Genomic DNA, 21,683 nt, shown 5'->3' with positions numbered 1-21,683 from the left:
AACTGGAAGCTTTGTTGCCATGGCATCTGCATGCACAGGATTTAGCCATGAACCTCGCGGCCTGTGAATGATGGGGTTTGTGGATCGCTTACCCAGCATTGGAGCTGGACAACGGCATGCTACTCACGGAAAGCATAGCCATCATGCAATACCTCGCCTTGCTGAGCGAGGAACAAAACCTCATCGCTCCGCTGACCAGTTTTGATTTCTTCAAACAAGAGGAGTGGCTGGCCTTCATTAGTTCTGAGTTGCACAAGATGTTCAGCCCATGGCTTTTCCATCCTGAATACGGATCGGATGCCCAACGGGTCGCCACGCAGAAAATATATGCGCGATTCAATTACATCGATGCTCATCTCGCGGAAAGCAGCTATCTGGTCGGCGACCAATTCTCCTTATGCGACATCTACCTGTTCACGATTGCGCGTTGGTCGAGTCTGTTTGAGATCAACCTTGCTCCCTACCCTCGACTTCCGACTTATCTGGAGCGAATTGCAAAACGCCCGGCAGTACAAGCGGCAATAGAGACGGAAAGTCCGAGAATTGACAAATCATCGCCCCGAACCTGGAGCGGGCAGGATGCGAGCGACTTGATGGGCTAAGCGGCGCGCGACATACCGCCCGTTTCATACACGACAGAGCATCCCTGAAGTACCCGGGAGAGCTTGGGGTCGGTCGCCAGAGGGCAAGTCTATGCACACGTCATTTGTTTCGTGGTCGCATTTTAGAGAATGAGTAGACTTGACCCCGTATCACTCCGTATTCGCCTTATTGCCTGGCCGCCCACATCGCCAGCCGATGTTGGATCGCTTTCTGCGACACCTGCTCTTCCGGCAAAGGCTGAATAACGCCGTCGTGCACCAGCAATCGGTAGATGTATTCCAACTTATCGGTCGCGGAATCGGTGGGCTCGAATTCAACGACGCCGCGCTCCTCGCCATACGCCACGCCTAACGCGAGTGCTTTCTTGACGAGTTCCTTTTCGTTCTTGAGCTTTTTCATACCGTGCTCTTTGCGTTGATGTATCGACGATACGCGACGTACGTCACTGTGTGGCACCGCCGTATTTAATAGACCGACTTGTTGTCGTAGTGGCCGCCGAATTCCCGCTGCTGATTTCGGCCCACCACCGCTCACCGCTTGTTCCACCCATGCTTGGCGCCGATCGTCTAGACGCCGGTCCCGGCACGTCTGCACTGGCGTTATACCCATCAATGCCTAGCTCTCCAACCGCTTGATAATGCGGCTGATCCGCGAATAATGCAGCCCGAAATGCTGGCCGATCTCCTGCATGGTGTAGCCACCCGAGGCATAGGCAGCGGCGATCGCGGCATCACGCGAGTCGGCCTCCTTTTCGTAGTCGCCAATCGGGCGCGCCCGACCGGCACGCTGGGCCCTCGGCACCTCGCCCAGTCGCCGATTCGAGGGCTCGATGCGGGCGCGCATGGCGTCAACGAACGATTCGTCCCCCAAAAACACCTGATTCGCCAATGCATCCCAAGGCGGCGGCACGCCACGCCCTTCGCTGACAAAGCGGCGATACGCCCGCTGCGCCTCGCGCACCTGCGTGCCGAATGCCGACAGAACCCATTCCGTCGTCAGCCATTCCGGGATGGCCTCGCGGCCGGCAGTCGCTCGGTAACTGCTCCAGGGCCAGTCGCCGGCGCTTCGCACCATGTCGGCGCGGACGGGATTCAAGACGATATAGCGCGCCACTTCCAGAAGATACGACGCCTTCTGCACCAATATCGCCTTATAGCGGCCTTGGAACAGATGCCCGACCCGACGATGGCGACGATTGCTGTACTGGGTATATACCCCGTTGAGCTGCCGCATGCCCTGGGCGAGATTGCCGTCCGGCGTTTCGATCAGCAGATGATAGTGATTGCTCATCAAGCAATAAGCGTGAACCAGCCAGTTGAAGCGCCGCGCTACGCTCGCCAGCACGTTCAAGAAGGCGACGCGATCCTCGTCGTCCTCGTAAATAGCTTCCCGGCGATCACCACGCGAGGTGACGTGATAGAGCGCGCCGGCGAACTCGAGTCTTAAGGGTCTGGCCATGCGATCACACTACTCGGGTCCGGGCAAAAGGCACGACCTCACCCCGGCCTTGGGTTCGTCACCCCGCACTGGGTTTTATCCAGGACTGAACAGCCGGGCCGGGTCGCCTCGGCTACGACCCGGCTTAATAATTGGAGTGGCAACGTTGTTGTACCAGTTCAGCGAACCGTCGAACCGCCACTAACTTGCTCGATACGCTGATCGACGCGCTACTGAATCGCATGCAGCACTTGAACTGATCATTGGTCGAAAAAAGTTTGCCAGGTGCAAAAGAAATACCAACGGACAGAGCATCATCGAGGAGATCCGCCGTATCGGTTTGGATTGGAAGTTCGACCCATAACAAATAACCGCCGCAGGGCCTACTTATACGGGTACCGCGAGGGAAGTGATCGTGAATACTCCGCGCTAGCAAAGAAGTGCGTCTATCGTATTCGACCGAGATGTTGTTATAGAAGCGATCCAGAGCCACACGTGAAAGAACGTCTACGCTGATTAGTTGCCCGTGCGTATCGACGCATAGGTTCTGCGAATACTGGCGACGGCGCACTTCTGCCGATCGCTGTTTGGGCAGGACGAGCCAGCCTAGGCCGAAGCTCGATCCAAACGCCTGCATCAAAGATCCGCAGTGATAAATGAAGCCGTCATCGTCCCAAGCCTTTATGGCCAGGGGACGACGGTTCTGATCTCGGAAACAGCCGAATGCATCGTTCTCGATAACAGGTATCTCGTAGCGCTTCGCAGCTTGCACTATTTGCTGTTTACATTGATCGAACATACAAAAACCCATCGGGTTGTTGTAGTTCGGAATAACGACGAATGCTCGGACATCCCATTGTTGGCATGCCAACTCGATCGCGTTCATCGAAATGCCGTACCCGGGATCGGTTGGGATCGGCAAGGCACGTAAACCGAGCTGTTCGATCAATTCGAGTACACCGTAATCCGTCGGCGATTCGACGGCGACGACATCGCCCGGCTGAGTCAGCATGTCCAATGCGAGGAACATAGCCGATTGAGAACCGGACGTGATCACGACCTCCTCGGGTGCTACTCGACAGCCGTCTAGGCACATCCGTTGTGCGATCAATCGTCGAAGTTCTTCTGAGCCTGGCGGAAAAATTGGTTCGACCGAAGTGAGCCGTTTTTCTCGCCAAACTCGCTTGCTCGATTTCTCGAGCTCGCGGGCAAGCGTTAGGTCAGCCGCCGGTTTGGCCGTCGCGAGATCGATTATTCCGGTTTGGTTCGCCATCTCGAATAGCCTGAGATGACCTGCGCTGCTGTGCACGGATACCGGGCCAGCCCCGCTTCTGCCAGCTATAGGGGCAGCGGCCGGCGAGCCTGTTTGATTTACGTAATAGCCGGATCGGTCTAACGCCTTGACCAGACCACGCTGCTCCAACTCTCTGTAAGTTCGAACACCGCTCGACATGCTGACCTGATGCTGCTCACAGAAAGCGCGGAGCGACGGCAGACGATCGCCGGGTTTGTACGCCCCGTTTTCGATCTGCATCGCAACTGTGTCGGCCAGCTTCTTATAAAGCCTTGTCTGCATCGCTTAACGGCCTCACTGGGAGGAGTACAGATCGTACCCAGAGGCCATTGTTCCCTACAAATAGATCTCCTGTGTGTCTGTATATGACACGTGAAGGCAACCAAGATTGGACACGTCTTCACGATTGACTATGGCGCTTGAGATAGATGTCACTAATCCGTTGGCATCCGGGTGGATCGATTTTTCGGAGAACGTTATGTATCAGTCGTTGTTCAGGGAAAAAGTCGACTTGTTGAAAGAAAGTGGCGAATATCGCGTGTTCCGGCGTATCGACCGGCGCTGCGGTGAATATCCCACTTGCTATATGGGAGGCGACAAACCCGGCCAGGGAGTCGTCTGGTGCAGTAACGACTACTTGAATATGTCTCAGCACCCGGACGTGCTTGACGCGATGTTCGCAGCGTTGCGGACTCACGGAGCTGGATCCGGTGGTTCTCGCAATATTGGTGGAACACATGGGTTCTTCGACGAACTCGAAGAATCACTCGCCGAATGGCACGGTAAAGAATCCGCGCTTGTTTTCCCAACCGGCTTTTCTTCGAATGACGCGACGCTCCAGTGTCTGCTACGGATAATTCCAAACTGTCACGTCTTTTCTGACGCGAGCAACCACGCATCGATCATCAATGGTATTCGTGGCACGAAAGCAACTTGTCATGTCTTCGCTCATAATGACGTCAGCGACCTTGAAGCAAAATTATCCGCAATTCCGCTCGATACACCGAAGATCGTTGTGTTCGAGTCCGTGTATTCCATGGACGGCGACATCGCACCGATCTCGGAGATTGTCGATCTGGCAGAGCAGCACAATGCACTGACCTATCTCGATGAAGTCCATGCTGTCGGTATGTACGGCCCGCGCGGTTCGGGACTGGCGGCGAAGCTCGGCATCGACCACCGAATCGATATAATCCAAGGCACGATGGCAAAAGCGGTGGGTATCATCGGCGGCTATATTGCCAGCCGGGAAACCATCACCGATGCCGTCCGCTCGTATTGTACCGGCTTTATTTTCACTACAGCCTTGCGACCCGCCGTTGTAGCAGGCTGCTCAGCTAGCATCAGCCACCTTAAGCGATCGGCAACCGAGCGTAGCGAGCTGGCAAGAAAGACATCGCTGCTACGTGATTGTCTAGCGCGTTCTGCGATTCCGGTCATGGCCTGTTCCGAGACGCATATATTGCCGGTACCGGTACGCGATGCGAAGAAATGCACACTTGCCGCCAATTATCTGGCCGACGAACACGGTATTTATATACAACCCATCAATTCGCCGACGGTACCGCAGGGTACCGAGCGCTTCAGGGTCAACGTAACGCCTTGTCACACCTATGAACATATCGAGGCACTATCGAAGGCGCTCGCCGATACATTCGAGGTTTTCGAAATCACTCGATCGCGCGGCCGGCCATCCCGCGAAGAGGCAATTTCGGCATGAGCTCGCAGGCGAACGAATCGAGTCAGGTCATCGTGGAACGCGCCCGGCTTTCAGATGTGCACGCGTTAATCGTTCTCAGGTCGGTTCTGCTTTCGAGCGGCGACTCGCAGTATGCATCGCGAAACGAGCTAGACGAATCCACTTGGCGTCGCGCTTATACCAATTGGCTTGACCATGCGATCACCACGGCGGATGACGAGTCAAAAATTTGCGTTGCGCGTCTATCGCCCGACAGCCCACCTGTAGGTAGTGCGATCGGTTTGGTAAACCGCCGCGTGCCTGGCGTTCATTGCCCAAGTGGACGTATTGGCTGGATTCAGACGGTAGTTGTATCGGCCGAAAATCGAGGCCGCGGTATCGGGTCGAGGATGATTGAGTCGCTGCTCTCGTGGTTTCACGCCCAAGAGATTGGCGAAGTCATGCTCGAAACAACGCCGGATGCCCGATCGGTCTATAGCAGCTTGGGCTTCGATCCAAGTGGCGAAGAGCTCCTTTACCATCACTGTGAATCGGGCAACTAGCTATGCGCATACTGATTATCGGCCTGGGCTACGCCGGTCGAAGGTTCCTCGGATGCTTTCACTCGATAAGCCAAATCCGTGTATCGGCCGGACACCCGCCGCTCTCCGTAGCGGCGGTAAACCGGTCGCCGATCGAGGACGCACTCCGGTCATACAGCTCAATTCCGAACGCGCTCAAGCAGTTTGCACCAGATATCGTCGTTGTATCCGCCTCCGATGGTCAGCACTTCAATGTGCTGCGTGAGCTTGATGGGTATTCCGGCTTCGTAATCTGCGAAAAGCCGCTGGTGAACTATCACGACGATCTTTTCCAGATCGCTCACTTCATGCGCCATACCAGCGGGTTCTGCCTGGACCTCGTCGAACGATATTCGGATGTGACATCCGAACTTTCGGCGTTTGCACAAAACAACAATCTTGAGCTCGCTCGTGCGCACTTCATTTGGGGAAAAGATCGAATCAATGACCACCGCAGTACGAGCGGAGCCGTAAGCGAAATCATTCACCCATTAGATCTTGTCGAGCACGTTGTTAGTAAGTCGAACACGCTGAGCTTCAGGAATTCCGTAGGTATGCGATCCGACTTTTCAATATCCGGCGATCGCATACTCGATAGCCTGTTCGTGACCACCAACCTTGGGCGCGCTGTAGTAAGCGGATACAGCAGCTTCGTGAATATCGAGCGTCAAAGAACGCTGGATTTCATTTTCATTAGCGCGGATGGCCGAAATGTCTTCGCGCGAGCCGAGTTCGATACACCGGCTTGGGACTACGACGCCTTGCGTATCTGGAACCCTGATGCCGCCGAGTCCTCTCTGCTCGATCTACGAACCGATCACGGAAGGTCGAGCATGCAGATGGCGACCATAGCGAAGCTATCTCGGCTTGTACAAGACGTGTTGGCATTCGTCGAGAACGGCAAACAACCGACAATCCCGTTCTGCTGCGCAGAAGACTCGATCAGGCTCCAACAGCTTCTCAACGTAATGGAGTTACGTGCCAAAACCCCCGCTGCCTACCAGATACGCGGCTTCCGCGAACCACTTAGCCCGGAATATAGATCAGCTGAATCGCTAGGCTGAACAGGAGACAATCATAATGAGCTTGTTTCTCTTATCCACAGCCATGTTCGCTCTTGGCATGGATGCTTATGTGCTGGCTGGTCTAGTCCCAGATATCGCTCGTAGTCTCGACGTTGCCGAAGGATCGGCAGCTCAGGTTGTCACAGCTTTCACGCTATCTTATGCAATTGCGGCGCCCGTACTTGCGGCGTCGCTTGCGGGGAAGTCCGTCAAACGAATTCTCAGCCTTGCGATGGCATTGTTCGTCACCGGCAATCTCATATCAGTGTTTGCGAGCGATTACTGGATCCTAATAGCGTCGCGTTGTGTCGCAGGTGTTGGCGCCGGAACGTTTGCACCTGTGGCAGCAGCCACGGCGGGAAGCCTCGTGCCGAAGGAAAAGAAAGGGCGTGCGCTCGGCGTGATACTTGGCGGTATGGGTACCGGAACTGTGATCGGCGTACCGGTCGGTATTCAGATTGCGAATGTTGCTGGTTGGCAACTCACGCTGCTGGTTGTGGCGATCATCGCAACAGCAGCGATCGTTGGCATTCTATCCAGACTGCCAGCCGTGGACGTCGCGCCCCCGCCATCTTTGAACGCAAGGTTGCAAATGCTCACCAATCCGCGCGTTGCAGTCGTCGTGACCGTTACGCTTTTTACGGCTATAGCGAGTCTCGGCTTATATACATTCATGGCCCCCGTGCTGGCCGCTCTTAGCATGAATCTCGATTCGTCACTTTATTTCTGGGCATGGGGCATCGGCGGTGTTGTTGGTGCGTTCAGCGTCGGTCACGTGATTGACCATAGTGGGCGGCCGGGCATCGTCTTGCTTTGCATATTGATCGCCCTGGTTGCGGCGATCACGCTTCTACCAGTCTCAGCAAGTGCCCCGGCTGCCTTATCTTTCGTTCCGATCCTGATATGGGGTGCGATGGGGTGGTCGTCCCTCGCACCTCAACAACATGTCTTGCTCGATCTTCAACCTGAGCATGGTTCGATTGCAGTAGCGTTGAACAGCTCGGCAAACTATTTAGGAAGTGCTATCGGGACGATGGTCGGCGGAGCGATCATAACTACTCAAGCCGCGTCAGCCGGCTCACTACCAGAGTTCGCGGCGATTGCAGGACTTGTGGCTATCGTCTTACAAGCGATTATCGTTATTACCCAACTCAACACACAACGTAGCTCGACAGACGCGACAACACGGTAGAACCCTTGCGACACTTGCAATGCTGAAACCAATTAAGCCAATCGGCGCTCCCACCGGGCTATCCGTTGGCTACACGCCGGTCACAATCGGCTGACCGGAATTCAGTCGGAGTTCGCCGCAACCGCAAAGGAGATGGCATGGAAAAACAAGAGATGACACGAGCCATTTTGGACGCCAAAAAAGCCAAAGCCATGCGCTGGAGCGAGATTGCCGATTAGATCGGCATGGCACCGGTCCGGGAGCAATAGGGTCAGGTCTTGCGTTGTGCGCACAACGCAAGACCTGACCCCATACTTCCTTGTTCGGCCAGCTTGCGGCGGACATAGCGAGCCAGCGGTAAATGACCGGCTCGACGCCGATGCCGTGGCGTTGCACGCTTATGCGCTGCAATGGCTTCAGCCGTGCCGTACCAGTAGTTGCTATAGCGCGGCGCATTGCGTCTGAACTCGCGGGAGATGGTCGTGTGGTGGCGTTCCAACCGGCGACCAATCGCCCGAAAGCTCCAACCCATTTGCCGAAGATAAAAGATGGCAACGCGCTCTTGCGCGTTAATATGACCACAGGACATGAGTGGCTCCCGGTGGAGTGGGGTTTGTTTGACGATAGGCACGCTATCACCCCCACTCATGTCCTTCTCGATCTGTAACACCCTACCCGGCGCGCTTTGGAGTGGAATCCGCCGGGTCCGGGCAAAAGGCAAGACCTGACCCCATCGGTGCTCGTGAACCAGCCAGTTGACGCGCCGCGCTACGCTTGCCAGCACGTTCAAGAAGGCGACGCAATCCTCCTCATCGTCTTCGTAAATAGCTTCCCGGCGATCACCACGCGAGGTGACGTGATACAGCGCGCCGGCGAATTCGAGTCGTAAGGGTCTGGCCATGGGGTCACACTACTCGGGTTCGGGCAAAAGGCAAGACCTGACCCCGAGCGCCCGCAGGAGTGACCCGACTGGTCCCATCGGTTTCCTCGGCTTGGACAAAAGGGAAGACCTGCCCCCATCGCCTCGCATAACACAAGACGTGCCCCACCTTCACGTTCACAGTATTTATCTGCTATGCCTTTTCTTTTTTCTTGGACTGGAACGACCAACACGGCGAGAAGGCCGCTTTACCCGCGAAGTCAGATCAATATTCATCTGCGCGGACATCTTTATGCCGAGCTCCGAACACAATTGCTGCTTTTCTCCAAACTCGGTATCAAACATGTATAAATAATCGAGCACAAGCTCTTTTAAGAGAAGGTCTCCTAATACGTTCCCCCTCAATTCGTGATTTAGCTCTCGGATCTTTTCTATCGGCGACCCCATAGGGTTTTCCAATCGAATAGCCAAATCGACAAGCTTAGTGGCTACAGACTCGCGCTCCAGCAAGACTTTACGATATGTCGCCTGAAGCTTCTTACTACCAACCGATCTCGAAATGCGCTTGATAAAGCCAAAACAAGCCATCGATGAGAGCCGAAATACCAGCTTACGCGCGAGATCCGCAGCGTCATCGCGATCAGTTATCCCTTTTTCTTCCAGTATAACGCGAATGCTATTAACAACCCCGTCTAAATCGCTCAAGACTGCCTCGAAAAAACCAGTTAGCGAGCGCAAACCTAACTCGTAAGCATTCTTCCCAATCTCGACTTTTGTCGTTGCTTCGAGAGAGCCATGATAATTTTTTAGAATCTGTCCTAATATATCGATCTCTTTAAAAGCAATGTTCACTTTCGAAACAAAGTCCAACTCCGGCACTTCATCTTCCAGCCTTGCCTGCAAATCATCTGATGGCTCTATACGTGCTTTTTCACGCGATTCGACCTTATCTCTTTTATGAAGCCTCTCGGATCTTTTCTCCTCCACATCGCCGTCTTCCAGTGCGATCTCTGGAGCCTTGTTTATCAGATTATTAATCGGTTCAAAATCAGAGTCGAGATTAGCAGGCTCCAAATGGCCAAAAAGCTGGTTCGCGGAAGCGTTGATTTGCTCCAAAACGAAAGGGTCATTCGAATGATGGACCAGGAACATGAGAATGTTGGCAAATTCCAGCACGTGAGGCCTATCACACATGCGTGTAATGGCCTCCCTAACGTCGCCCTCATGCAAACGACTTGCAAAATATTTAGATATAAAGAAATAAAATATATACTCATATTTATATCTAAATAACCCTACAGATTTCTCTAATATGTCTGCCTTAATTAAAATATCTATCAATTTTTCAAATGAAATATTGACATCGTATTTTTCACAGTGATTTCTATGAAATTCCTCAAGACGTTCAGACGATATTTCACGATTAACTGAGCGAAAAAAACTAAAAGAAAGCTCAGTCATATACTTGTGATACGTATTCAGATCATCGGGAGAAAGCGCCGCCTTACGCAAGGACTGCGTTAAAAGAAACTCATAATAGTGACCATACGCACTTCCCTGCAGCTGGTGTGGGAGACTCGCCTCACCGCTCTGCAGAATTATAAGCAAGAAGAGTGGATAAGCTGGAACAAAGCTAGTTCCCAAGAGGGTATTTACTAAGGCCGCCGACTCGTCTCTAAGCTCCTGGGCCTCTCGAGTAGATAAACTATCTTCGCGCCCTATAGCATTCCATTTATGAATCAGCTCGTCCCTTTTCTTATGCCCGAACTGCAATATCTTATATTGCTTTATATCAGAAAACCCTGGATACAAAGAGAGATACTTTGAAAGAAGCGCCTCAGTCCGAAATCCAGTACTTTCAGTCACTATGAGCGTAAAAAACCTACCCTGTAAAAAGTTTAAAACTTTCGCTAGCGCTTCTTCGTTCAGTTTTGAATGGTCAATATCATCTACAAGAATTACTTTGCTATTGGGCTCCAGCCTTTCGTAAACATCATCCGTATCAAATTCGTATGTCTGAGCAAAACTTTGATAAACATAACGAAAGATACTTTCCGGAGACGTATTTTTAATACTCTCCCCAGAAATTATTACTGGAACCAACCCGGATCTATAATAAGACTTGAACAGCTGGCGCAATAAGGAAGTCTTTCCCGACCGGTCTGAACCGCTGATGACCGAAGCTTTAGCAAATTCGATGGAAGTCAGGCGCTGCGCTGGGACGATGTCCTGATCTTCGGAACTTGGGTCTTTATTATTTCTTTTTAAATCTGGAAAAACATAAAGATCGTCGATCGCAAGAATAGACGATCTCGGATGCGTAAAATTGGCGCCAGGCTTTTCCAGCTCTTTCAGGACCTCTGGCTTTATATCCGGAAGACCACATGACTTAGACTTCGACGCAAAAAAATCCCATACTCTGGCGCCACCACAAGTACGAAAGCCTAAGCCGCTGCTCCATTTCAATTCATCAAGAAGTATCCGGCTATTGTCGACATCTATATCTAACAGCTGAAAGCTGCCTAGCTCTTTAGCACCGTGCTCCTGAACAACTTGCCCGTCCAGCCAAAAAGTACTGGTGGCCGGCTTGATCTCAGCCCGCGAAGCATCTCCCTGGTGCTCATGCCCGGTAACCACGAGATCATGATGAGCTTCAAGAAATTGAGCGAGAGCGCGACTTGTTTCAGGCTTAAACCAGTTTAAAGGATGATGAATAAGTCCAATTGAAAGATCCGAATCGGGAACCTCGAAGGACTCACGCATCAACTCTACCGGAAAATCTAGCGCCCCGGCAGTTTCGTTTAATGAAGACATCCAAGCGCTATTATACGCACTTACGGCAATCTTTTTAGAATTTATTTCTATTTCATAAAGCGAAACCAGAGAGTTAGAAACTTTCTGGCATCCAGCCGGAGAAACCAGGTCCCGAAACTCACCAAAGTTATCGAGAACCGAGCAGCAATGATCCACAAATGACCAATCTATAGCTAGCTCACCGCTCCGCGCGTCACGACAGTTTTTGGTTAGATGTTTTCTAACAGAGTCTTCATTCTTAAAATCGCAATCGTGATTCCCTGGACAAGGAATCACGTAAGTTTGGCATTTTTTTATTTCTTGAACCTTGCTTTCTATCTCCTCCAATACCGAAAGCATTAAATCAAACTGAATCGCAAGTCCTGAAAAAGCGATATCGCCATTCAAAATCAGTATTAAAGCACCGTTCTCCGGCGCTTTCGATGCTATAGCTTTTGCCAGTTCAGATTTATTCTGATTAAAGGTATCGCTTGAATTCAATATATGGATATCACCAAGCTGAACGGCAACTATTCCCATTGTGTCCCCCCTAAAAAAGCGGGCTAGAAGCCCGCTTTAAAGTTTCTAAATCAATCCCAGCTCAAAGCCCCACCCGTCTGGTACTCGATAACCCGAGTCTCAAAGAAGTTCTTCTCTTTGTTGAGATCCATCATCTCGCTCATCCACGGAAACGGATTCTCCGCACCGGGATACAGCTCAGCCAGGCCGATCTGCGAGCAACGCCGGTTGGCGATGAACTTCATATACTCGTCGAACATGCTGGCGTTCAAGCCGAGCACGCCGCGGGGCATGGTGTCGTGGGCGGATTCGATCTCGAGGTGCATGGCCTCGTCGATCATGGTGCGGGCTTCTTCCTGAAAGGCCTCGGACCAGAGGTGCGGGTTTTCGATCTTGATCTGGTTGATGACGTCGATGCCGAAGTTCAGGTGCATGGACTCATCACGCATGATGTATTGCACCTGCTCGGCGGTGCCGGTCATCTTGTTGCGGCGACCGAAGGAGAGGAACTGCACGAAGCCGGCATAGAACCAGATGCCTTCGAACACGCAGTAGAAGGCGATGAGGTCGCGCAGGAATTTCTGGTCGTTCTCGGGGGTGCCGGTCTTGAAGTTCGGGTCGGACAGGCTCTGGGTGTACTTCAGGGCCCAGGCGGCCTTGTTATGCACGCTGGGGAGCTCGCGGTACATGTTGTAGATCTCGCCCTCGTCGAGGTTGAGGCTCTCCACAATGTACTGGAAGCAGTGGCCGTGCACGGCTTCCTCGAAGGCCTGGCGCAGCAGGTACTGGCGGCACTCGGGGTTGGTGAGGTGCCGGAAGATGCCCAGCACGATGTTGTTGGCCACCAACGACTCGGAAGACGAGAAGAAGCCGAAGCCGCGCTTGAGGATGAGGCGCTCGTCGTCGGTCAGGCCGTTCGGATCGTTCCAGGTGGCGATGTCGGCCGCCATGTTCACTTCCTGCGGCATCCAGTGGTTGGCGCAGGCGTTGAGGTATTTGTCCCAGGCCCAGGTGTACTTGAAGGGCACGAGCTGGTTGACGTCGGCGCGGCAGTTGATGATCTGCTTTTCGTCGACGGACACGCGGTTGCCGCCGAGCTCGACCTGTTCCAGGCCGGTGACGCCATCGGCATGGCCCGGCTGCGGGGCTTCGGTTTCACGCTCGAGCGCGAACGGATCCGGGCTGGCGCCGGCCGGGTTCGGGTTGGACGTGGAACCGGCCTTGTGCGCGTCGCGGTTCGGAATACCCTGGCGCGGGGTGTCTTCGAAGTCGAGCATGGTGTTGTCCTGGTTGCTTTGCTTCGTTAAAAAGCGTTGTTCTGTTTCAGGCGGTCAGCGTGGGCGAGAAAAACGTCCGCAAATGAACGCGAGGCAGGCAAATCAAAGAAAACGGTTTACTGCGTTGTCTTTACATCTGCGTAAATCTGCGTAGATCTGCGGACGAATGTCTTTGCCTTTGCTCTGGCTTTACTGGCAGGCCTCGCAATCCGGATCGTCGATGGCACAAGCCATGGGCGCGGTGGGTGCAGCGGCCGGGGCTGGCGCGGTACTCGTCGCCGAGGCGCGCGCACCGCCGTTGCCATTAGCCGAAATCCCGCCGCCATTGGCTGCCGAGCCGCCGTTCGCGGCGCCGGAGCCACCATGGCCGCCACCGGAGCCCTTGCCCGCGTTGGCCACTGCGTTCAGCCGATGATCGCTGATGGTGGACTTCTCGGTGTGCGTGGCACCCATGGTGCGCAGGTAGTAGGTGGTCTTCAGCCCCTTCTTCCACGCCAGCTTGTACAGTTCATCGAGCTTGCGGCCGGACGGTTCGGCCATGTAGAGGTTCAGGCTCTGGGCCTGATCCAGCCACTTCTGGCGCCGCGAGCCGGATTCCACCAGCCAGCGCGGGTCGATCTCGAAGGCGCATTTGTAGAGCACCTTAAGCTCGTCCGGGATACGGTCGATCGCCTGCACGGAGCCGTCGTAGTACTTGAGGTCGTTGGCCATGACCGCGTCCCACAGGCCGAGGTTCTTGAGGTCTTCGACCAGGTACGGGTTGGCCACGGTGAACTCGCCCGACAGGTTCGATTTGACGTACAGGTTCTGGTACGTCGGCTCGATCGACTGGCTCACACCGGTGATGTTGGCGATGGTCGCCGTCGGGGCGATGGCCATGCAGTTGGAATTGCGCATGCCGACTTGCTGGATGCGGGTGCGCAGGGTTTCCCAATCCAGCGTCTGGCTCTCGTCCTGGTCCAGGTATAGTTCTCCGCTTGGGGCCTCGCCGCGGTTCTCGCGCAGCAGCTGGATGGAATCGATCGGCAGGATGCCCTGATCCCACAGGCTGCCCTTGAACGAGCTGTAGGCGCCGCGCTCTTCGGCCAGGTTGGTGGAAGCCTGGATGGCGTAGTAGCTGATCTGCTCCATGGAGCGATCGGCGAACTCGACGGCCTCTTCCGACTCGTACGGCAGCTTGAGCTTGTACAGCGCGTCCTGGAAGCCCATCAGGCCCATGCCGACCGGGCGGTGCCGCAGGTTGGAATCGCGCGCGGTCTTCACGCTGTAGTAGTTGTACTCGATGACGTTGTCGAGCATGCGCATCGCGGTGTTGATGGTGCGCTCGAGCTTCTCGGTATTCAGCTGAGGATTGCCGTTTGCATCTGGCTCGATATGCTGCGGCAGGTTCACCGAACCCAGGTTGCAGACCGCGATCTCCTTGCCCGGCGAGGTGTTGAGCGTGATCTCGGTGCACAGGTTGGAGCTGTGTACCACGCCCTTGTGCTGCTGCGGGCTGCGCAGGTTGCACGGGTCCTTGAAGGTGAACCACGGGTGGCCCGTTTCGAACAGCATGGACAGCATCTTGCGCCACAGGGTGACGGCCGGAAGCGTCTTGGTGTTGGTGATCTCGCCGGCCTCGGCCTTGGCTTCATAGCCGGCGTAGGCCTGCTCGAATGCCTTGCCGGTCAGATCGTGCAGTTCGGGCACGTCGTCGGGCGAGAACAGCGTCCAGTTTTCGTCGTTCAGCACCCGCTTGACGAACAGATCCGGGATCCAGTTCGCGGTGTTCATGTCGTGGCAGCGGCGGCGATCGTCGCCGGTGTTCTTGCGCAGGTCGAGGAATTCCTCGATGTCCTTGTGCCAGGTTTCCAGATAGGCACAGACCGCGCCCTTCCGTTTTCCGCCCTGATTCACTGCTACGGCCGTGTCGTTGACCACCTTCAGGAACGGCACAACGCCCTGGCTCTTGCCGTTGGTGCCCTTGATGTGGGCGCCCATGGCGCGGACGTTGGTCCAGTCGTTGCCCAGGCCGCCGGCGAATTTGGACAGCAGCGCGTTGTCCTGCACGGCTTCGTAGATGCCGTGCAGATCGTCGTCGACCGACGTCAGGTAGCAGGAGGACAGCTGCGGGCGCAGGGTGCCGGAGTTGAACAGCGTCGGCGTGGACGACATGAAGTCGAAGCTCGACAGCAGCTTGTAGAACTCGATCGCTTTTTCTTCGCGCTCAATCTCGTTGATCGCCAGGCCCATCGCCACGCGCATGAAAAACGCCTGCGGCAGCTCGAAGCGCTTGGAATCGTAATGGATGAAGTAGCGGTCGTAGAGCGTCTGCAGGCCGAGATAGGTGAACTCGAGATCGCGATCGGCAATCAGCGCGTTGCCGAGCATGTCCAGGTCGTACTCGCCCAGCCGCGGGTCGAGCAGTTCGTGATGCACGCCGCGGGCAATGAAGTCCTTGAAATAGGCGGTATAGCCTTCGCGCATCTCGGCGTGGGTGGCATACACCACCTCGCCTTCGGCCAGGAAGGTCAGCGCTTCGTGGCGCAGCTTGTCCATCAGCAGGCGCGCGGCCACCGAGCCATAGTTGGGCTCGGCTTCCAGGCGCTGGCGCGCGGACAGGATCAGCGCGGTGGACAGCTCGTCTTCGGTGATGCCGTCGTAGGCGTTTTTCAGCGTATCGGCCAGCACGGTGTCGGCGGTGACGCCGTCGATGCCTTCGCAGGCCTCAGTGATCACGCGCGTCAGGCGATCGCGATCGAGTTCGGCGGTGGCCCCGTTGTTGAAGGTGACCTGGATCTCGCGGGCGGCGGCCGGGGCGTCGATCGCGCCCGTTTCGGCCTGCTTGGCCGCTCGCTCGCGGGCGCGCTCCTCGCGATAGAGCACGTAGGAACGCGCCACCTTGTGCTCGCCGAAGCGCATCAGCGCCAGCTCGACGTAATCCTGGATGTCCTCGATGTGCACCGCGCCGCCGCCCGGCAGGCTGCGGGTCACCCCCTGGACCACCTGTTCGGTGATGTCCTTGACGGTCTGGCGGATGCGCGAGGAGGCCGCGCCCTGCTGGCCTTCCACGTCGATGAACGCCTTGGTCACGGCGAGCTCGATCTTGGAGGCATCGAACGGCGTGACCTTGCCATTGCGCCGAATCACTTTGTAAGCGCCGGGCTTGGTGGCCTCGATGGCCGCGCCGTAGCTCTGCCCGCCCGCGGTCTCGCCGTGCTGCTGGCGCGCTTCGCCGCGCTCGGAAATCTCTGCCTGTGCCATGTCGTCTCCGCGCTGGTTGGCTGCGTTGCGCCGCAACGCGCCGTGAAAGAGTCTTGCCCTCGACGCGGTGGACAGCCGGAAACCGCGTCGTTGGACAAACAAGATACCCCACTAGATACTGTGGTCAAGAACCCGTTTTGGGGCCCCAAATCACTACATGTTGTGTAGTTGCGGTGAACAAGCCGTGCACAACGCTGTGGATAAATCGTGGGATAAATGCCGCGATGCGCCGGTAAACAAGGCTTTGCCGCGCTGGTTAACGATTCGCCGACACGCCCCGGCCTCGGCGCGGCCTTGTGTCTTCACGGCCCGGCGCACGCCCGGCCCGCACCGCCCCCCGAAAGCCGCCACGCCACGGCATGCCTTGACCGCCAAGCGCTTGCGACTGTCGGAAAAGATGACGATTGTTTTTGTTGTGATCGAAGCCGTTTTCGATAGCTTCGGCCAAATTCCCCGCGGCCTTGCGCGGTCCGTAATGACGACGACACCGAGACAGGCGACAATACCGGCATGGACGTGATTGTGATTCGCCACGGCATTGCCCTGGATCGCGACGAAGCCCACAGCATGGGATTGTCCGACGACGAGCGCCCGCTCACCGCGCATGGCGAGCGGCGCACGCGCGCGGCCGCCGCCGGCCTGCGCGCGGCGCTGGCCGATATGCCCATCGACGCCATCCTGACCAGCCCGTTGCTGCGCGCGCGCCAGACCGCCGAGATCCTGGCCGGCTATCTGGACGACCCGCCGGTGGACGAGGCCGAGGTGCTCGCCCCGCCGGTGGACATGGAAGCGCTGGACGACTGGCTGCACACCCATTTCGGCGAGCACCGCGTGATGCTGGTGGGCCACGAGCCGGATCTGGCGACCTGGGTATCCTGGAGCCTGACGCGCCGGCGCGACCGGCTGCTGGCCTTCAAGAAGGCCGGCGCAGCCTTGCTGGAATTCCCCGGCGCGCCCGACGGCGGCACCGGCACCCTGCGCTGGTTGTTGACGGCGAAGCAGTTGCGCGCCCTGGGCTAACAAGCCGATTCAGCGCCCTATTCCGGCGCTTTTTCGCGCCATGCGGGGTTGCGTCGATCGGGGTTGCCGCCCTATACGGCCACCCCGAACAGCAGACCCGCGACCGAGGTCACGCCCATCGCGATCGCGCCCCAGAGCGTCACCCGCGCCACCGACTTGAACATGGGCGCGCCGCCGGCCCGGGCCGACAATGCGCCCAGCACCATCAAGGCCAGCAGCACGCTGATCGAGACGGCCGGCAGAACCGCCGCGCGGCTGACGACGAGCACCACGATCAATGGCACCGCGGCGCCCACGACAAACGACGCCGCCGATGCCAGCGCCGCCTGCAGCGGGCGCGCCGCGGTATTGTCCGACAGACCCAGTTCGTCGCGGGCATGCGCGCCCAGCGCGTCGTGGGCCATCAGCGCGCTGGCCACCTGCGCGGCCAGTGGCTCGTCGAGACCGCGTTCGATGTAAATCCCCTTGAGCTCGGCGTGCTCGGCCTCCGGATGCGCTTCGATCTCGCGCTGCTCCATCGCCAGGTCGGCGCGCTCGGTGTCGGACTGCGAACTGACCGAGACATATTCGCCGGCCGCCATCGACAACGCGCCGGCCACCAGCCCGGCAATGCCGGCCAGCATTACGCTCTTGGCGTCCGCCTGGCCGGCGGCCACGCCGAGCACCAGACTGGACACCGATACGATGCCGTCGTTCGCGCCGAGTACCGAGGCGCGCAGCCATCCCAGCCGATGACTGTTGTGATGTTCATGATGCCGCTGGTGGCGATGACTCGTCATGTTCCCTCTCGTGCGCCGGGTTCCAAACAGCAAGCCGGGGTGCGGCTCGCCCCACAGGCCGGCGTTTTAACACAGCTTTTTTACCGGTGTTTGAGCCGTTCTGATTCTTATTAACAGTCCACCCCGACCGCCCGCGAAACCGCCGTGCCGGACCGGCGCCCGCCAGCGCGCTGAAGCGAGCGCACGCAATCGCTTGGGGCCAGCATCTCGGTTTTGTTCGCGGCCGAATGATAGGATCACGGCCATTGCAAGGCCGGTCGAACCGGACATATGACCACGACCGTACAAGGCCACCCGCGCGCCCCGACCGATTACGACTGGCTCGTCATCGGCGGCGGCCCGCACGGCCGCTTCATCGCCGCCTCGATCGCACAGGCCGCGCCCGCGGCCCGGCTCGCCGTGGTCGATCCGATGCCGGCGATGGCCGCCTGGCGGGCCCGGGCCGCGGCCTGTGGCATGCGCTACCTGCGCTCTTCCAACGCGCATCATCTCGGCGCGCGGGCCGACAGCCTGCGGCGTTTCGCCGCCGCGCGCGGCTACGACGAAGCCCACGCACTCGGCTACTACCGCCGCCCGTCACTGGCCCTGTTCGACGCCCATGCCCGGGCCGAACTGGGCACACCGCGGCATATACCGCGCGGCGCGCGGCGCCTGAGCCGCGAACACGGGGCCTGGCGGGTCGAACTCGACCACGCTGCCCCGACGGCCCGACGCGTCGTGCTGGCAACCGGCCCGAACCGCCCGTATCGTCCGGCCGGGCTCGAAGCGGCCGAACATGTCTTCGATCCGCATTTCGCGCTCGGCGCCCCCGGCCGGGCCACGGTAATCGTGGGGGGCGGCATCACCGGCGCCCAGCTCGCCCTGCGGGCCATCGGCGCCGGGCATCGCGTGTGCTGGCTCACGCGCCAGCCGCCGGTGCGCGCGGATTTCGATTCCGACCCGTGCTATGCCGGCCCGCGCTGCCTGGCACCGTTCGCCGAGGCCTCGTGGGCCCAGCGCACGGCATTGCTCGCCCAGGCACGGCAACCCGGCACGCTGCCGCCGGATATTTACAGCGCCATCACATCGGCCTTGGCCAGCGGCGCGCTCGCCTGGCGACGGGGCGAACCAACGCGGCGGTGTGCAGCCGGCGTGATGCTGGCCGACGGCCGTCGCATCGACGCCGAGCGCGTGATCCTGGCCACCGGCTTCGTCCATCGGCCCGATGCCGACAGCGTGCTGGGCCGGGCGGTCGCGGATTTCGATCTGGCCACCGATGCCGCCGGCCATCTGCATCTCGACCGCGAGCTGGCGGTAGCACCCGGCCTGCACGTCGCCGGGCGCCCGGCCAGCCTGCAGCTCGGGCCGATGGCCGGCAATATCAAGGGCGCGCGCCTGGCCGGGCGCGTTCTGGCTACGCTGGCAGGGCGCACGAAGAGCCCTGCCCCGATGGCGGCCGCCGTTTCCTGAGCGCTCATCCCGGAGAATATTTGTGTCTGATGCCCTGACCGCCTTCGTCCAACACTACGGTCTGCTGGCCGTCTTCGTGTTGAGCGCGCTGGAATCCGCCTGTATCCCGATCCCGAGCGAACTCGTGGTGCCGGCCGCGGGATTTCTCGCATTCCAGGGCGCGCTGTCGCTGTGGGGCGTGGTCGCGGCGGCCACCCTCGGCAACGTGGCGGGCAGCTGGATCGCCTATGTCGTGGGCCGCCGGGGCGGCCGGCCGCTGATCCGGCGCTACGGCCGCTATATATGGCTCAACGAACGACATCTGGAGCGCGCCGAAGACTGGTTCGCGCACTACGGTGAGGTCACGGTGTTCGTGACCCGCCTGCTGCCGGCCTTCCGGACCTTCATCTCGCTGCCGGCCGGTATCGGCGAGATGCCGCTGGGCCGCTTCCTGCTGTATTCCCTGCTCGGCTCACTGCCGTGGAATCTGGCGCTGGCCGTGGCCGGCTACGAATTCGGCGCGCACTGGGGCGCGATCGAGCATTATCTCAAGCCGTTGTCGTATCTGTGCGCGGCCGCCTTCCTGATCGTCGTCATCTGGTTCTGGCTCGGGGCGCGGCGCGCCCGGCGGTAGATCAAACCCCGGGCGGCAGGCGCTGCTTCGAGCCGGCACTGGCGGGCGCGCCATCCACCCGATCACGGTGCGCCCTATACGGCGGCGCGGCGATCAGTCCAGCAGCGACGGGGCTTCCTTGATGTAGTCGCGGCGTTTTTGCGTGGCCTCACCGGTGAGCACGAAACCCTGCAGCCGACCGTCGCCGTCGACAAAGCGCCCCTCCACCGCCGTGCCATCACGCTCGATCTGCCATTCGCCGTGCGGGTCGACCGGCGGGTAAACGATCACCGGGCAGACGTGGGTCTTGATGATGATCGGCAACGTCGGATACTTGACCCGCCCGGGCTCGTCGTCCGCGCCCGCGGCCAACGTCTTGCCGAGGACGCGCGCGCACTGCATGAGCGGGCCGACGTAAGGCCGCCAGTGGCCGTCGACCTCGGCGCAGTCGCCGAGCGCGTAGATATCGGGATCCGAGGTGACCAGCGTGCGATCCACCACGATGCCGCGGTCGACCTCGAGCCCGGCCGCCTCGGCCAGCGCGGTGCCGGCCCTGAGGCCGACCGCCGAGAGCACGACATCGGCATTGATCTGCGAATCGTCGTCGAGCACGACATGGTAGCGATCGTCGTCCCCCTGATGCACACCGGTGGCCGCGTGCCCCAGATGCCAATCGACCCCGGCGTGGGCCAGCGCGGTCCTGACCGCCTCGCCCGCGGCTTTCGGCACGAGCTGGGCGAGCGGCCAGTCGGCCGGATCGGCCACCGAGACCTTGTAACCGTACTGGATGAGGTCGTTGGCGAACTCACAGCCGATCAACCCGGCGCCGAGAATCGCCACGTGCGAGCCCGCCTCCAGATTGTCGCGAAACGCGCGATAATCCATCAGGTTATTGACCTTGTGGACGCGGTCCGCCGCATCGCCGGCCAGGTTCAGCACGATCGGATCGGCGCCCCAGGCCAGCACCAGCCTGGAATAGGTCAGCGTCTCGCTGGCCAGTTGCACCTGATGCGCCTCGCGGTCGATGGCCTCGACCTGTTCATGGGTACGCACGGTAACATCGAGCATCGCGGCCATTTCCTCGACCGTCTTCTGCACCAGTTCGGGCGCCCCCTTGTCCTTGGCATGGGCCTCGGAGATATCGGGCTTGTAGTAGCTCGCCCCATCGTCGCGGGTGATGAGAACCACCGGCGTGGCGGTATCGTGCTTGCGGAATTCCCGGGCCACGCTGTAGCCGGCCAGTCCGGTGCCGATGATGATGATCGGGTCCATGCGCTCGTGCCTCTTTGACGTTCAGGGTCTG

General features: G+C 58.3%; 17 protein-coding genes and 1 pseudogene. 8 read left to right on the top strand and 10 right to left on the bottom strand.

From position 1 onward, the window contains the following. The first annotated feature begins 98 nt into the window (after positions 1-98). Entirely contained in the window at positions 99-602 is a 504-nt protein-coding gene (locus ACS8Y6_RS06795; RefSeq protein WP_440855252.1) for a glutathione binding-like protein, read from the top strand. 166 nt (positions 603-768) lie between these two features. Here ACS8Y6_RS06795 and ACS8Y6_RS06790 read toward each other — a convergent pair whose 3' ends face one another. The 3 genes from ACS8Y6_RS06790 to ACS8Y6_RS06780 all read right to left on the bottom strand — a co-directional run bounded on the left by ACS8Y6_RS06790 (position 769) and on the right by ACS8Y6_RS06780 (position 3,616). Next, a complete protein-coding gene (locus tag ACS8Y6_RS06790; protein ID WP_440851059.1) occupies positions 769-1,002 on the bottom strand; it encodes a DUF5062 family protein in 234 nt (77 codons plus the stop codon). A 216-nt stretch (positions 1,003-1,218) separates the two neighbouring features. Then, positions 1,219-2,061, bottom strand: coding sequence for an REP-associated tyrosine transposase (locus ACS8Y6_RS06785; RefSeq protein WP_440855251.1), 843 nt, complete (start codon positions 2,059-2,061; stop codon positions 1,219-1,221). A gap of 124 nt (positions 2,062-2,185) precedes the next feature. Then, positions 2,186-3,616 (bottom strand): PLP-dependent aminotransferase family protein, encoded by a 1,431-nt coding sequence (locus ACS8Y6_RS06780; RefSeq protein WP_440855250.1) that lies wholly within the window; start codon positions 3,614-3,616, stop codon positions 2,186-2,188. 196 nt (positions 3,617-3,812) lie between these two features. Here ACS8Y6_RS06780 and hemA point away from each other — a divergent pair, with 196 nt between their 5' ends. The 4 genes from hemA to ACS8Y6_RS06760 are packed head-to-tail and all read left to right on the top strand — an operon-like array spanning position 3,813 to position 7,849. Then, on the top strand, positions 3,813-5,054 hold the full coding sequence (hemA, locus tag ACS8Y6_RS06775; protein WP_440855249.1) for a 5-aminolevulinate synthase: 1,242 nt from the start codon (positions 3,813-3,815) through the stop codon (positions 5,052-5,054). Beyond that, positions 5,051-5,575: a GNAT family N-acetyltransferase gene (locus ACS8Y6_RS06770; protein WP_440855248.1), complete on the top strand. Its 525-nt coding sequence runs from the start codon at positions 5,051-5,053 to the stop codon at positions 5,573-5,575. Before hemA ends, ACS8Y6_RS06770 begins: the two co-directional genes overlap by 4 nt. A 2-nt stretch (positions 5,576-5,577) precedes the next feature. Further along, a complete protein-coding gene (locus ACS8Y6_RS06765; protein ID WP_440855247.1) occupies positions 5,578-6,657 on the top strand; it encodes a Gfo/Idh/MocA family oxidoreductase in 1,080 nt (359 codons plus the stop codon). 16 nt (positions 6,658-6,673) lie between these two features. Then, the gene (locus tag ACS8Y6_RS06760; protein ID WP_440855246.1) at positions 6,674-7,849 is read left to right on the top strand and encodes an MFS transporter; all 1,176 of its coding nucleotides are present in this window, start codon (positions 6,674-6,676) and stop codon (positions 7,847-7,849) included. 250 nt (positions 7,850-8,099) lie between these two features. Here the strand turns inward: ACS8Y6_RS06760 and ACS8Y6_RS06755 are convergent, their stop codons facing one another. The 5 genes and pseudogenes from ACS8Y6_RS06755 to ACS8Y6_RS06735 all read right to left on the bottom strand — a co-directional run bounded on the left by ACS8Y6_RS06755 (position 8,100) and on the right by ACS8Y6_RS06735 (position 16,540). Beyond that, a complete protein-coding gene (locus ACS8Y6_RS06755) occupies positions 8,100-8,417 on the bottom strand; it encodes a helix-turn-helix domain-containing protein (RefSeq protein ID WP_440855254.1) in 318 nt (105 codons plus the stop codon). Between the two features lie 147 nt (positions 8,418-8,564). Then, a pseudogene (locus tag ACS8Y6_RS06750) lies at positions 8,565-8,729 on the bottom strand (addiction module toxin RelE); the annotation flags it as partial. A gap of 165 nt (positions 8,730-8,894) precedes the next feature. Beyond that, positions 8,895-12,041, bottom strand: coding sequence for an STAND family AAA ATPase (locus ACS8Y6_RS06745; RefSeq protein WP_440855245.1), 3,147 nt, complete (start codon positions 12,039-12,041; stop codon positions 8,895-8,897). Between the two features lie 50 nt (positions 12,042-12,091). Beyond that, positions 12,092-13,297 (bottom strand): ribonucleotide-diphosphate reductase subunit beta, encoded by a 1,206-nt coding sequence (locus ACS8Y6_RS06740; protein WP_440855244.1) that lies wholly within the window; start codon positions 13,295-13,297, stop codon positions 12,092-12,094. Between the two features lie 189 nt (positions 13,298-13,486). Continuing rightward, complete coding sequence (locus tag ACS8Y6_RS06735) at positions 13,487-16,540, bottom strand: ribonucleoside-diphosphate reductase subunit alpha (protein WP_440855243.1); 3,054 nt, start codon at positions 16,538-16,540, stop codon at positions 13,487-13,489. A 510-nt stretch (positions 16,541-17,050) separates the two neighbouring features. Here ACS8Y6_RS06735 and sixA point away from each other — a divergent pair. After that, positions 17,051-17,560, top strand: coding sequence for a phosphohistidine phosphatase SixA (sixA, locus tag ACS8Y6_RS06730; RefSeq protein WP_440855242.1), 510 nt, complete (start codon positions 17,051-17,053; stop codon positions 17,558-17,560). A 71-nt stretch (positions 17,561-17,631) separates the two neighbouring features. On the opposite strand, the gene ACS8Y6_RS06725 is transcribed toward sixA, so the two are convergent. Beyond that, entirely contained in the window at positions 17,632-18,339 is a 708-nt protein-coding gene (locus ACS8Y6_RS06725) for a VIT1/CCC1 transporter family protein (RefSeq protein ID WP_440851070.1), read from the bottom strand. Between the two features lie 270 nt (positions 18,340-18,609). Here ACS8Y6_RS06725 and ACS8Y6_RS06720 point away from each other — a divergent pair, with 270 nt between their 5' ends. Then, complete coding sequence (locus ACS8Y6_RS06720; protein WP_440855241.1) at positions 18,610-19,788, top strand: FAD/NAD(P)-binding protein; 1,179 nt, start codon at positions 18,610-18,612, stop codon at positions 19,786-19,788. A 22-nt stretch (positions 19,789-19,810) separates the two neighbouring features. Continuing rightward, the gene (locus tag ACS8Y6_RS06715; RefSeq protein WP_440851072.1) at positions 19,811-20,401 is read left to right on the top strand and encodes a DedA family protein; all 591 of its coding nucleotides are present in this window, start codon (positions 19,811-19,813) and stop codon (positions 20,399-20,401) included. A 93-nt stretch (positions 20,402-20,494) separates the two neighbouring features. On the opposite strand, the gene ACS8Y6_RS06710 is transcribed toward ACS8Y6_RS06715, so the two are convergent. Then, entirely contained in the window at positions 20,495-21,652 is a 1,158-nt protein-coding gene (locus ACS8Y6_RS06710; RefSeq protein ID WP_440855240.1) for an NAD(P)/FAD-dependent oxidoreductase, read from the bottom strand. Positions 21,653-21,683: the final 31 nt, after the last annotated feature.

Source organism: Salinisphaera sp. RV14, assembly GCF_052044135.1.
GTDB lineage: Bacteria > Pseudomonadota > Gammaproteobacteria > Nevskiales > Salinisphaeraceae > Salinisphaera.
Note: the sequence above shows the minus strand (reverse complement) of the source record. Positions and strands in the feature narration are given on the sequence as shown.